This window comes from Endozoicomonas sp. GU-1 (assembly GCF_027366395.1).
In the GTDB taxonomy this organism is placed as follows: domain Bacteria; phylum Pseudomonadota; class Gammaproteobacteria; order Pseudomonadales; family Endozoicomonadaceae; genus Endozoicomonas.
Genome location: NZ_CP114771.1, coordinates 2,142,579 through 2,156,696, shown reverse-complemented (window position 1 = coordinate 2,156,696; position 14,118 = coordinate 2,142,579). Strand labels below are relative to the sequence as shown.

8 protein-coding genes are annotated in these 14,118 nt (G+C 49.5%); 6 read left to right on the top strand and 2 right to left on the bottom strand.

The features are described 5' to 3' along the window. Positions 1-47 precede the first annotated feature (47 nt). From O3276_RS08670 to O3276_RS08660, 3 genes are all read left to right on the top strand, one after another. Positions 48-3,194, top strand: coding sequence for a glycoside hydrolase family 2 protein (locus O3276_RS08670; protein WP_269675280.1), 3,147 nt, complete (start codon positions 48-50; stop codon positions 3,192-3,194). 230 nt (positions 3,195-3,424) lie between these two features. Further along, positions 3,425-6,130 carry an SEL1-like repeat protein gene (locus O3276_RS08665; RefSeq protein WP_269675279.1) on the top strand — a complete coding sequence of 902 codons (2,706 nt, stop codon included), beginning with the start codon at positions 3,425-3,427 and terminating at the stop codon, positions 6,128-6,130. Positions 6,131-6,219: 89 nt separating this feature from the next. Further along, complete coding sequence (locus tag O3276_RS08660) at positions 6,220-7,158, top strand: LDL receptor domain-containing protein (protein ID WP_269675278.1); 939 nt, start codon at positions 6,220-6,222, stop codon at positions 7,156-7,158. Positions 7,159-7,319: 161 nt separating this feature from the next. Here the strand turns inward: O3276_RS08660 and O3276_RS08655 are convergent, their stop codons facing one another. Beyond that, the gene (locus tag O3276_RS08655) at positions 7,320-7,547 is read right to left on the bottom strand and encodes a hypothetical protein (protein WP_269675277.1); all 228 of its coding nucleotides are present in this window, start codon (positions 7,545-7,547) and stop codon (positions 7,320-7,322) included. A gap of 513 nt (positions 7,548-8,060) precedes the next feature. On the opposite strand from O3276_RS08655, the gene O3276_RS08650 reads away from it, so the two are divergent. Together O3276_RS08650 and O3276_RS08645 are read left to right on the top strand one after the other, a co-directional pair. Continuing rightward, on the top strand, positions 8,061-8,543 hold the full coding sequence (locus O3276_RS08650; protein ID WP_269675276.1) for a hypothetical protein: 483 nt from the start codon (positions 8,061-8,063) through the stop codon (positions 8,541-8,543). A 176-nt stretch (positions 8,544-8,719) separates the two neighbouring features. Continuing rightward, positions 8,720-11,332 carry a hypothetical protein gene (locus O3276_RS08645; RefSeq protein WP_269675275.1) on the top strand — a complete coding sequence of 871 codons (2,613 nt, stop codon included), beginning with the start codon at positions 8,720-8,722 and terminating at the stop codon, positions 11,330-11,332. A 118-nt stretch (positions 11,333-11,450) separates the two neighbouring features. On the opposite strand, the gene O3276_RS08640 is transcribed toward O3276_RS08645, so the two are convergent. Beyond that, positions 11,451-12,362 (bottom strand): HAD-IIA family hydrolase, encoded by a 912-nt coding sequence (locus O3276_RS08640; RefSeq protein ID WP_269675274.1) that lies wholly within the window; start codon positions 12,360-12,362, stop codon positions 11,451-11,453. Positions 12,363-12,612: 250 nt separating this feature from the next. On the opposite strand from O3276_RS08640, the gene O3276_RS08635 reads away from it, so the two are divergent. Further along, positions 12,613-14,118: a S1C family serine protease gene (locus tag O3276_RS08635; RefSeq protein ID WP_269675273.1), complete on the top strand. Its 1,506-nt coding sequence runs from the start codon at positions 12,613-12,615 to the stop codon at positions 14,116-14,118.

Here is a 14,118-nt window from a genome sequence, read left to right as displayed (position 1 = left end):
GATGCGCCTTCAATATCTCATTCCGCTAACAATAAAGGAATAATTGAGTGAAGAAGCATCATTTGTTGATCCCGGCTCTATCGCTGGCCCTGATAGCCGGGTGTAACAACGACGATAACGAGGATACTTCCCCTCCAGTAGTCAATCCCGAGCCCGGGTTTACCTCCCAACCGAGGGAGAGTGACCTGATCAATAATGACTGGCAATTCCGGATGGACTACATTTCCCCGGAGTCTGTCATCAGTGGTTATGATGACAGCAGCTGGGAGCAGATCAACATTCCTCATGTCTGGGATATTGATAATGGCCAGGACGGGGGGAGTTATTTTTATGGGCAATCCTCCTATCGCAAAAATCTTGTCATAGACCAACTGGTTCCGGACCAGCGTTACTACCTCGAGTTTGAAGGGGCTGCCCTGATCTCCACAGTCTACGTTAATGGTCAGGAAGTGGGTGAACATAACGGTGGCTTCTCCACCTTCCGTTTTGACGTCACTGACTATTTGCAGACCGGTAATAACCAACTGGCCATACAGGTTGATAATCGCCTGAGTTCCATGAATGCAGCGGAAGATAACAATTTTGGCCGGGACACCTTTTTGCCACTGGATGCCGGGGCTGACTTTACCTGGTGGGGCGGCATTTACCGTGATGTGCATCTGCTGAAACTCAATAACGTCTCCATCGACGCTGAGGATTTTGGTGGCCCCGGAGTCTATATCAGCCAGAAGAATGTTTCCACTGCCTCTGCTGACCTGACCATTGCCGTTCACCTGTCCAACAAATCCACAGAAGACTTTGCCGGTGAAGTCCTGGTCACTATTCAGGACCCCATGGGTAACACTGTAAAAACAGTGCGCATGGATGCTGAACTCGCCGCAGGAGAAAAGAGAACCATTACCGAGGATATGGTTATGGACTCGCCGACACTGTGGCACGGCACCAAAAATCCCTACGTCTACCAAACCTACACGCAGCTGATTGAGAGTGGAGTTGTAGTGGATGAAGTAAAACAGCCACTGGGTCTGCGCAGCTTTGAATTTGACCCTGAACAGGGCTTTATCCTCAATGGCGAGCCTTACCCATTGCGAGGTGTGGCGCTGCACCAGGATTATATCGATGTGGGCTGGGCCACCACCTATGAGCAGCGCAAGGAGAGTATGGACCTGATCAAGGAGATGGGGGCCAACACCGTGCGTTTCTCCCACTACCCTCATAACCTGGATATGCAGGACTACTCCGACCAGCTGGGCTTCGTTAACTGGGTGGAAATCCCGATGATCAACGCTGCCTCTATGGACCCGAGCTATGAAGAGAGTGCCAAACAGCAAATCACAGAAATGGTTAAACAGGCCTATAACAACCCTTCCGTCGGTCTCTGGGGGATGACCAACGAGATCAGCATGAGAAACCCGGAAACTCCAGAAGATACTGCCGCATTAATCAAAAGGCTGTCTGATCATACCAAGAGCCTTGATGGCGATGCCTATCGGAAAACCACTCAGGCAGCGGTATTCATTGACCCTACCATTTCACCGCTGCACGAGGCGGTAGAGGTCAACGCCTATAACCGCTATGACGGCTGGTATGTTGGTACAACCGAGGATTTTGGCAAGTTCATCGATCAGTTCAGGAAAGATAATCCCGGCCATATCGTTGGCGTCAGTGAGTACGGTGCCGGTGTCAGCCCGGATTGGCATACCGATACGCCCAAAGCCAATGACCACACTGAGCAGTTCAGCCAGCTCTATCACGAGTCCTACCTGCAACAGATTGAGGATCGTGATTTCCTCTGGGGGAGCCATATCTGGAACATGTATGACTTTACCGCGCACCGCCGTGACGAAGGTGATACCAAGGGTCGTAACGACAAAGGTCTGGTAACCATCGACCGGAAAACCAAAAAGGATGCCTTCTATCTCTATCAGGCGGCCTGGTCAGAAACCCCGATGGTATACATTGCCTCTAAAAAACAGAAGGAAACCAGCCTGTCCAACATTAAGGCTTACTCCAACCTGGATGCCTTGACCCTGTTCATCAACGATCAGGAGATCAGCACCCTTAATACGGCAGATAATGCCCGGCGTGTGGTTTTTGAATGGAAAAATCTGGCTGAGCTGACTGTTGGTACACACAAAATCAGGGTGGAAGGAGGTGATAATGGTACTGTGGTTTCTGACACATTTGACCTTACTCGTGTAGAGAATGAATCAAATGAGCTGACATCCTCGTTTATCAGTGTCATGTCCAGCGGTGAGGACGCCGGTGTACTGACTCAGATGCCTGTGGATCTGACGCTCGGTGGTTTGAAAAAGCTGGTTCTGTTACCACCCGGCGCGACCATGGAGATTGTTGGCAAGGGCGGCGATGCCAATCTGGTTATTGAACCATCCGATGAAATCAACGTTACCGCAGAATCCGGCGATTCCCGTGTCTATAAGCAGGAACAGGCAGAAAGTCTGTCTTATGGCCGACCTGTGAGCGACAATGCTGTGAAAGGGTTTTATCCTGACGTTATATCGGCATGGGAAGACACCCTTAATCTAGTGGATGGCAAGAAGCGGACTCCCTGGGCAGGTTTTACCATGGATGGCAACACCTTTGCCGAAATTGATTTGCAACATAGCTTTTATGTTGATCAGGTAGAGTTGAGCCAAGGCTTAATGGGTATTGGGTATCCTGGAAAAATAAATTTTGAGATTGGTACCAACATTCTGGCCGTTGACCATCAAGATCATGTAAAGGAAAAGGAATGGAACAAACTTAGCCAATCATTCAAGGTACACAAGGACAAAAAGCCTGTGGAGGCAAAATATGTCCGGATTACTATTTCCGAATCCAGTAAGAAGATTACCCATCCCAGCATGGGGCACACCGTCGAACTGGCATTTTTCGATGAAATAACAGTCCATGGTGGAATGATTGCCAGTAACAGTAATCAGGTGGACATTGACTATGGCAGAAAACAAATCACTCTTCGCAGAATTAGCACTAACGTTAGTGATTTAAAAGAGTCATTGGACACACCAAGTGGTCGGTTTGAACTCACGGTTATTGGTATCAACGGCGAACCTGTAGAGGACGGTCTGGTCATACCGGGCCATAAGCTCAAGGTTGAGCGTATCACCGATACAGCCCGGTTCGCTGAAGTCTATACATTGACCCAGGGGATTCCAGTACCACCGTTGCCATAAGCTTGCCAATGACCCCATAACATAGCAACACGCCTCCCTTGCGGAGGCGTTTTTCTTTATTCATAGAACGATCTCTTCTTCATCCTGTCTACATGTCTACATGATTGTTAATCCGGATATTTCATCAGCGAGATCGGGAGCATGTTTATGAAATATCCGGGTTAATCCAGTTAGCTTTCTTATTTTCAGCAGCTTTTTGTACTCCAAGCTGTTTTGAACGGGACTGAACTGTGCAGAGACTGAGTTATAACAAACTCGTGGACAAGACGCTTATTGACCGGGGCGATACAGTATATGCGAGTGGCGAAGCGCACTTTTTTGCGGGCAGGAAAGTCAGTGTTGATCATGATGTCGTTCGGTCAATGTGCCTGGCAAACCAACACTGGTCGTTTAATGATCAGGCCAAAACACTGCTGGACATTGCTGTTAACAGCAACTTCTCTCCAGCGCTTGATGATAAAACCGGAATAAGAAGGTTTAACCTGTGGTTCTGGGGTGATTGTTGTCCGTTAGAGGATATAAAACCACCCTACCTCTGTACCTGCAGGAAAGTGCATCAACTCTATCCAAGGCAGAAGGTGGGCGGTACCCTGATTGAAAACGAGCGCAGGGTTGTTAAAGTCGGCCCGACGGATACGCCTGTCAGCCTCAATCCCGTAGCGCTGCTGGCACTGGGCGCATGCCACCTGATTGAGTCAGAAAGGTTGCTGAAAATGCATGAGCAGCACCTGGAAAAGGCACCGGCTGATACCTCATCATCACTGCTGGAAAAGGCCAGCAGCAAACGCAAGAAGGCTTATAGGCATTGGGCGGCTGCCAACATACTGGATGCCGGGCAAACCCGGAATCAGTTAAGATCCTGGTTGATACAGTACGCTTTAAACAACGGCGCAATCAGCCAGGCCAGTGATGTAGAGAAAATAAAACAGTTTCGCTCTGGTCAGCAGGAACGGCTGTCGGATCAATGGTTCAAACTACTCATCGACAGTGGCCTGTATCCCAACACCGAACCTTTGGCATCTCCCTTTGCCATAGCGCAACGGCTGGCTGATATAGCCCGTCAATCCACAGTAATCAATAATCTTTACCCTTACTCAGCCTGTGATTCACCGGTTTTGCTGTTTTCCAGATATGAATTTCTGCTGTGGCACCTGCGTGAAAAACCCGGTTATCTTCCTGAGCCAGACGATGAACACGCAGTGCTGTACAGGGCATTACATATTGCTATTGCTTATGACTACGCCCGCACGACTCATCAGTTAACAGCAATAAACCTGGGTGTGTCAGACGATGCATTTGCCGACCAGCCAAGCTCTACCCCAGCCAGTAAAGCCGCCAGTATCGTTACCCAGAGAGCCGATGTGGCATGGTTTAAGGATGTGGAAATGACCACTCAAACCGCTCAGGCAGTGTTTGTCAGAAACGAAAAAGAGGGCCAGGCTGCTTCCTCTGCTACCTGGGTTAAGGGCGAGACACCGTTTCCAAAACCGTTTCCGGAACCTGAGGACCTGGTGACGGCATTCGCTTATATTTTCAACGTCATGACCTACCCCAAACCTAATGACAAAACCCGCATTTACAACATGCCCCGGCATCGCCAGAAAGTGATGGAGGCTTTTCAGCTGCTGAAACAGGCCGTGGGCAGCGAACCGCCCTTACCGGATAGTCTCCATGGTTACGCCTGTTTTCTAATGGGCTGGCTCCATGAGCAGCAATTAATTAACCATCCATCACCGGAGAAGGCGGCGACATGGTATGAACAAGCCGCCAGCCGGGGAAAATTCATTCCATTAAATCTTCGGGCCGGTGATCTGTTTGCAGAAATTGGCGACTACTGCAATGCCTGTCGATGTTATGAGCAGATGGATCAGCAACTGCAAACGCTGGTGGATGCCCCCGACGAGAACCCGGCAGCGGAGGACGGCGGTTATCTCAGCCGGTCATTTCAGGATTATTTGCAGTCAAAAATTGAATATGTCCGAATCAAGGCAAAAGATACACGCTACCTGCGTCGCCTGACACCAGAGGATATTCAGCAATACATCAACGGAGAGAAAGATAACCGTCACGGAACATGTCAACGGACAAATTCCCCGACCGAGCACCAGGGGCGTGAACCTGCCAGCAATCAACCACAGTGCCCGGCAAGGCACCTTCAGCCAACGGATGGCAGTGCGCTGTTTCAGGATAAGGGCGTGGATAATGATACCGGCAATGCCGACTGCAACATCGCTGCACCTGCAGCCGATCAAACCCCGGGCAGCCCCGGTGCTCCAGCGAGGCAGCCACCGGTTCAACAGGACAGGGCCCAACCACCGTTCCTGAAAGACGCTGACCCTGTTGCCAATAAACAGTGCAGGGCAGACCTGCCCCGTCTTGTCAGGAATCGACTGACGAGTCAATGGGATCGTTCGGTACACAGCCTGTTAAAGCAGTTTTTCAACCGGAAAAAACAATTGATTCACACCCATGAAGAGCAGATCGCCTGGCTCAGCCCAAAGCTGGACAAAATCCGCAAAAAGCACGGCAGCGAAGTTTTGATGGAACACCTGGCATGGGAACATATTTATGCAGCAGAGCAGCCATTGTTTGAGGATATTGGGCATGGCCAAAAAAAGGCTTGTAACTCCTGCGCTGTGCATCTGAACCAGGCTCGTGATCTACTGTTGCAGAGCATTATTCGAAAAACAGGTATTCACTACCAGCAGCTACCGGATCCGGAAAACTTTGAGGTGGATGTATTGAGCATTGCTGAACGGGTCACCCCGAGCCTGACCCCCATTGAAATCACCGAATGGCTATTCGGTATTGTCTGTCAGGCCAGAAGCCTCGGGCATGTTTTCAGTACGTTCAGGCTGTTGTATCCCGGAAGTGAAAATATTGCCTCCCTCAACCGGGGCTGGTTCTCACTGAAGCGCCTCTATCGAACACCTTGAGGCTCCGGTCATATCGAAGGTAAAAACCGGGAACTTAACCACACACAGGTTGTCAAAAGGGAGGTCATGAACAACCGAAATTACTATCTATGCTGACCTCTGGCTCTGCGTCACCATTACTTTCATCCTGTACACAGATTGTTGCCAATGGCACCGGCTGTTGCCGCACAACAAGCTTTAAGGATAGAGAGGTTTGTGCGACACAGCCTGGCCTGCATATAGGTGCGGATTACCGTTCCGTGATCAAATCACTGGTTGACTACCGGGTGTGCTCATTCGCTGGGGAAGCGCTGCAGGCCGGTACTGGCCTGATGCGTAATGCCGCAGGCTTTGCCTTGCGCCAGATACTCGGTGCCCCCGACGTTGTCAGGCTATGGCCTGGCCTAAAAGAGAGTCTGGTACTTTTTTCAGCGTTACCCACCACCATGGCTACCAGGAGCCTCAATTGCTCGATGGGCTCTTCGCCCTGTGACCTGAACTACACAACGCCTGCCTGTTTTCCTGAGGTTCTGGAATGCAACGTTGCACGCTTTTGCCTTGATGGGACGGATGCAAAATCCTGCAATCAGACCCGGTGCGAACAATTAAGGCGTCCCTTTCTATGTGACAACAGTAGATGCATTCCAGCCCACTGGGTATGCGATGGCTCCATCCAGTGCCATGATCAATCCGATGAGGACGCCTGTGGCCTGTCGCCGGAAATAATTGCAGCAATCACTACTGCAACCGTGGCCATTGGGTTCACCATTGTTTACGGTACCTGTGTCTATAAAAGTTTCAAGGCGCTGAGACATGGCAACAGTGAGGCAACAACCTGTCAGCTACTGACCATGGCACTGAAAAAACCAGGGTATTTTCGACAATACCAGCAGGCCGTTGACCACAGGGCGGCCCAAATTGAACTGCCAGATATGACCGGACGAAGAGCCCGACGGTTTCAGGAGCAAGTGTCGACCGAACTGCGGGGCGGCCAACCTCAGGAGTTAACAGCCACCACAGTGGAAAGGCAAAACTCGCTGTGGGTCTGAGCGGCTGACAGGAGCTGCACAGTGCCACCCAGACAGCCTGTGCCATGGCCCCGGAGCCATAAAATCATGTGAACCTGGCTGTTATCGGATGATCAAAAGATCACTCAAAAATCCACCCTATTCAGGCTATCACACTCATGCAGCCGATATCCCAGCTTCCATCATCCCCGACCAACCCACAGACCGTTGCCCAAGATACTGTTGGTTGCAGTTGTAGCTGTTACCAGAACAGAACCGTCTCGACGGTACCGGCCAGTCCAGTGGTATACCCGGGTAACAAGACCCGGGCATGTACTCTGTCTGATTACCGGATCTGCCAGTTCACTCAAGGTGCCATTCAGCTCGGCAATAGCCTGATACGCAATCTGGCAGGTTTTGCCTTTCAGCAAATAATGGATTCACCGGAGATTGGTCTCGTCTGCCCGGGGTTAAAACAGAGCCTGGTGGCGCTGTTGGCATTGCCGACGCTGGTCTCGGGCTCTCTTCTGAAGGAATGTGGATATGGAAAAGTGCAGTGCTACAATCATCATCACGAATGCATTCCAAAAACTGATGTGTGCAATGGCTACCCCGACTGTGATGATAAATCAGACGAAATCGCTTTCTATTGTCCACTAAGAACCAAATGTGAAGTGAAGGGTGCCTTTCTTTGCAATAACAGTAAAATATGTGTCCCCTTAAGTCGGCAGTGCAACGGTTATAACAATTGTGGGGATAGGTCAGATGAATTCCCGCCTTTATGTCCACCCACCAAGCTGACACCTGAAAGCAGCACTGGGGACACATCGTTACCACCGTACGATAGATACTTGCACGCGTCTCCCTTATTCGTGGTGCTTGGTTTATGCTGCGCATCCGCAGCTACTTATTACTGTATTTCCGTTTATCGAAGCGTTAAGGCTATGCGGTCTACCAACCCTGAAGCCTCAACCCGTCAGCTTATACAAATGGCCATAAGACAGCCGTATTATTTCAGATATCCCCACCAGCCTGTTCCGATTGATACATGCCAGGATGATATTACGCCATCAGCCCCAGAGCGCCCTGAACAACGGCCGGAGGCTCAGCGGGCCGTCCACCTGCAGGCAATGCATTTGCCCACCTTCAACCAGCAGGCAGCTGAATTGCCTACCTACCAGCAGGCAACGGAGCTACCTACTTACCAGCAGGCAACTGAGTTATCTACCTTTCAGCAGGCAGCTGAGCTACCTACCTACCAACAGGCAACTGAGTTATCTGCCTTCATGCAGGCAGCTGAGCTACCTACCTACCAGCAGTCAATTGAGTTATCTACCTTCCAGCAGGCATCTGAGCCACCTGCCTACCACCAGGCAACCCGGGGGCTCCCAACCTATACAGAGGCCATTGGCGAGACTTTGGTTTGACCAGTGGGAAAACCATGCCATACCAATGTGGGCAGGCTTGGGAAAGGCAGTAAACCGCAGGGTATGGAAGGCAATACATTTCTCTGACGTTTTTGCAACTTTAAACCAGTGACATGAACTCCAGTTGATTTCAGCCGATGATGAAATACAGGAATCAAAAAACACAGGATATAAACATGCCACCAGGGATTGAAGGCCAAAGACCGGTTGGGGGTAATACCTCAAGCAGTGAAGGTGGTGCAGTAAAGCCGACGGAAGAAAACAGTAACGCCACATACCGGGGGACACGGGTTTCCAAGATTAGTAAAGTCGCTAAAAAGAGTCAGGTATCTCAAGATGAATTGAGTGAAAAAAATGACACACTGATTGAAAATAGAGACATCAAAAAAGAAGACAGCAGCACTGGCGCGTCAGGTCCTTATAGTGCTGCCAGAATGCGCAGACGGGCGAAGCTACGTGAGGCAGAAGAGGGTATGAAAAAATACCTCTCTGCTGCGGATAGCCAACATCAAGACAGGAAGATAAGCGAAGAACTCCCCGAGGTTGCTGAGGATTCGGGTATCAGTGAGGATGAAAGTACTGATAGCCTGCCTCTCCCTCCCAAAGCCAGCAATCGGGAGCGCGAGTACGATAGCGGTATTGAGGATGACGCAAGCTCGTTGAGTGGTCGGGCCATTCAAGCGATAGAGCCTGGTCCCATAGCCGAAACCGGGGCGCATGCTCCAGATCTGCAACAAGAGCGCCCACTACTGGCACGAACTGAAAGTACCAGCCCCCTGAAAAAGGTATCTAAAAAAAAGAAGCGGCCAAGGCAAAAAACGGGCATTGATAAAGGCGGTGCCAATCAACGGGCGAACTCTGACCCTGGTGTGCAAACCTCCAGGCTGCCAAATCATGATGCGTTGCTTGCTGGCTGTCAGCGCCAGGCGAAATCAGTAGAAAAACTTGATGAAAATAAAGGCAAAAGGGAAAGTGAGCATTTAGAAGAGCTTGGCAGGCTTGAGGCGGTGTATGCCGAAAATACCCATAATGATGACCGTGGAATTGAACATTATCTGTTGAGTGGCAAGGCTGCCATGGGGATTTCAAGGGGAAAAAAGAGACTGCAACAGGAACTGAAACAAAAATCCCGAAAAGAAGGCGTGGAGTCGGTAAAGCTGGGAGCGGGTAAGATTATTCAGGAAATGGTAGACCGGGCTATTCACCGGAAAAGACCGCTTCACCCGGTACGACGAAAGCAAAAAACACCGGAAACGGAACCTGTAAAAGATATTGTAATGGATCCTGTCATGGCAAAGGTTGAAGGAGATTTCAACGGTACTGTTGACCTGGTGAAAAGCCTTGAGTCTGAATTGTCGTTATCCACCGCCAGCCAATATGCTGCGGCAAAAAAATTATTTGTGGAACAACTGGATAGGGCTCAGTGGGCAAAGGAGGCTATGGAGGAAACCCACTCTTTACAGAAGCAGATCCAGACATTAAAGGCCACTTTGTTTGAGGAACTGAGTATTCTGGGACATAACGGCAGTGAGCCAATGGTTGATCCATATATTAACGACAGTGCCTATGTGTCTGCCCTTGAAGCAGCCGTTGAAACAATAGGTATGGGGCCTTCTGCAGCACGGGAGCATCTGGAAAAACACCCGGCACTGCAAAAACATCTGGAAAAAGCAGATTATCAGGAAGATCGGGATTCTTCAGAATACCTGGAGCATCTGGACAAGCTGGATGATATGGAGCATCTCAGTGACAGGGATTATCTGCAAACGCTGAAATACCTGAAAGATCCACAATATGTGTACGGTTTCCGTAAAGAATTAAGGGTTGAATGGCTGGCAAAACATCTCTCACAAACATTTCGACGTTATTCAGATGCAACAAAATGGCATCTGGACTTCAAAACAAATATGAGGGGCTTGCTGGATACGCTCAATGCCCGGGAGCAGAATGTTGGTAACAAGCTTAAAGATGCGGCAGAGCATTATGAACAGCGGTGTAAGGATTTAAAGGAAAACAGAAAGCATTTAGATAAAGTGATGAAAGCTTACGAGGAAAATGGTAGCGATGGTGTTGATATACTCAAGCACAGAAAAGTGTTAGCCAGGGCCAAAGCGCTCAAAGAATTGATGAAGCCGGTACATGATCAGATCAAGCTGGTCACCAGCTATGACGACCCGGAGATGCAATGTGCCTATCTGCTGAAGCAGTGTAATGACCTGGATAAACAACATGCCTCTGTTCTGAAATCGATTCAGGAATGCCAGAAAAAGCTTGATAAAGCTGAAAGTAAAAATAAAGGCAAAAGTAAAAGCAAACCTCTCGATGATGTTCAGAATAAAATGAATGACCTGAAAAGAGAGTCTGCTGACATTGCCAGGCAATCTGATGCACTAAAACAGGAGTATATGGATTTTAATAAAGCGTTAAACAGTTATTATAAAATTCAATTCGATATGGATATTAAGCTGGTTAACCAATATTCAGATCCCAAAAGGCAGTGTGCCGACATGAAGGTGCAATATACCGCTAAGGATAAGCAGTATGCCTCTGTTCAAAAATCCATGAAAAAGTACCAGGGAAAGCTTGATAAAGCCACAAGCAAAGGCGGTGATCTGGAGGGTATTCATAATGAGATGGATAATCTTGAACGTCAGTCTGCTGAACTTGAAACCGAGTCTGCTGATTTGAAAAGCAAGCATGCAGAACTTAGTCAAGCAATAAAAAGATTAGATACCCTTCAAATGGGTTTGAATAATGACAAACAATCGGACGACAATGGTGACGAATAATTTCTCACTAACCTCCTGGTATGAAAGAAGCCATCATCCGGGATGTTATGTCGCTTGCTGATCGTTATCAGGGATGGTTCGCTGGTCACGGTTAACCCATTCCCTGATGTTCAGTGCGTTACAGGCCCGGCGCTACATAGTGAGGACTTATTCCCGTGCTGGCAATCACTTCCATAATATCCTCATTCTGGTAAACCCCGCACTGCAGCAGCAATGTTTTGAATCCCATGGCATTGCCTCCCAGAATATCGGTATAAAGGGTATCCCCGACCATCAGGACTCTGGATGGATCGGTAATCTGATGTTGCTTGATAGCCATTGAAAAAATGACAGGATCGGGCTTGCCGAACAGCACAGGTTTTGCCTTTTGAATGGTTTGCTCTACCAGGTCAGCGATAAAGTAGCCCGGTGTTGCGGTGACATGGTCACCATGGGGGGCACCGATGTCCGGGTTGCCGACCAGCAGTTCAAACTGACGCCCATTGGCCGTAGTGACCATGTTTTCCTGCATTTTTGCCGTCCAGCCTGCACCGGTCAGGAACAGCAGGGTAGCAATATTTTCCGGAATCTCGCCATTACAGCCATTCAGCCGGACCATGCCTTCCAGCAGGTGGTTGGCAGGGTGCTCCAACGGTGCAATGACGCCAACACGGTTACGGTTCGTGAGCCCTTGCAGGTACTGTTCAGTGATATCAAGACTGGTCAGTACTTCATCTGCAGTGAAATCAAACCCCCGGGATTGATACTTTTCTGCAGCAACGGATCGGTTGGTCAGGGTGTCGTTGGAGACAACGCAGAATGGGATATTGTTTGCCCTTAGCTGCTGAATGGCCTCAGCGGCACCAGCAATAGGCGAGCTGCCCCGGCAGAGGACGCCGTAGGAGTCCAGCAGGATCAGATCAAATTGCGCCATGATCTCTGCCAGTCCATCAATAAACACCGGGGCAGACTGCGGGTTGGCAATGGCTGGATACCAGTCAGGATGACGGGCGTATATCTCGTTCAAAGAGTCGGGAGAAAGAACAATCATGGAGCGTTGCCTGATGCTGAAAATGAACGTCACTCAATGCATCTGATTATATCAGATGCCCGACAGGTAAATATCTATAAAGCATTTCATACGTTAGCCCCGGACAAGCAGGATATTTTTTTTGTGCTAATTTGAAATGTTCTTTCTTAAGCCCTTGAGGTGTTTGGTTGTGAGGCTGAATTGCATTGTTAAAGCCCTTTGTTTTCTGTTGCTTGCCGTCTCGATATCTGGCAATGCGGCCGGTCCGCTAATGACGCAGTCTTTGCCGGTATATTCAGAAGATCAGGGCGTCAGGGATTCGATCATCAAAATCTATACCTCATTCAACCAATATGACCACCAGAATCCATGGAGCAACGTTGGCCCAAGGCAGAAATATGGTTCCGGTGCCATTATCCAGCTGCCAGACAGTGGCCAGAGGGTTGTGCTGACCAACAGCCATGTAGTCAGTGCCCATACCTATATTGAAGGCAGGAAAAATGGTCAGACGGACCGTTACAAACTCAGGCCCCTGTGGGTTTCCCTCGAGTTGGACCTGGCCTTGCTGGTGCCTTTCCATGACCATGAGAATGCGCTGTTTTTCAGCGGTACCAACCCTATCCCCCTGGGTAAGCTTCCTCCTCTGCAAACGGATTTGATGCTGCTTGGCTATCCCATTGGTGGCGATACAATCAGTGCAACCAAGGGGGTTCTGTCCCGTCTGGAATACCAACCTTACAGTAATTCCGGCTTCTCATTTCTGGCCGGACAAATTGATGCCGCCAGTAACCCGGGCAACAGTGGTGGCCCTGCCGTGGTTAATGGCGAGATCATTGGCGTGTTAATGCAGGGTTACAGTCCTTTCGAAGCCAGTAATATCGCCCATATTGTGCCGGTGAATATCATAAGACACTTTTTACAGGATATTGCTGATGGGCATTACAGTGGGATTCCCAGCCTTGGGATCGAAACGGAAGAGCTTGAAAATGGCTTTTTTAAAACTGTCTATGGGGTAAAGGAAAACAAGGGCGTTCTGGTTCGCCATGTCATACCGGGTTCTGCGGCTGACGGTGTACTGCAGCCGGATGATGTTATCCTGGAGCTGGACGGGTATGCCGTTGGCCATGATAAAACCATTGTGTTCCGGGGCAGTGAGCGGGTTTCCATGGATTATGTGGTGCACTCACGGCAGGTTGGAGAGGAACTTGGCGTTCGGGTCATTCGTGACCAACAGGTGCTGGATCTGACGGTTACCCTCTCTCAGCCGGTCAATAATGATTTGTTGCTCGGCTTTGATGGTCAGTCTGCTCCTTCATACTTTATCTACCAGGGACTGGTGTTTACCAAAGTGACCCGGGAGCTGCTGATGGGGGCTGGCCATGACCTGATTTCCTACGCAGGCCTGACGCCGGTATTACTCAATAATTTCCGGTTTGCCAATGAAGATGAAGTGGTTGTCATCCTGAAAGTCCTGCCCCATGAGGCCAACCGGGGTTATCACAATATCTTTCTGAGAAGGGTTGACAGTGTTGGCTCGGAAAAAGTCAGAAACCTCAGGCAGCTGGTCAACCTGATCGAATCGACAGAGGAGGATTTTCTGGAACTCAACACCGGCTACAGGGGGCTGGAGAAAATTGTCCTGAATACTCACCTGGCAGATACCGTTAATGGGGAGGTCATGTGGCTTAACGGTATTCAGCATGATCGCTCTAAAAACTTCCGGACAAAAAATGCAGTGCTGCAGGTGGTAATACCTGCAAAAGTGAGGAAGTTATGA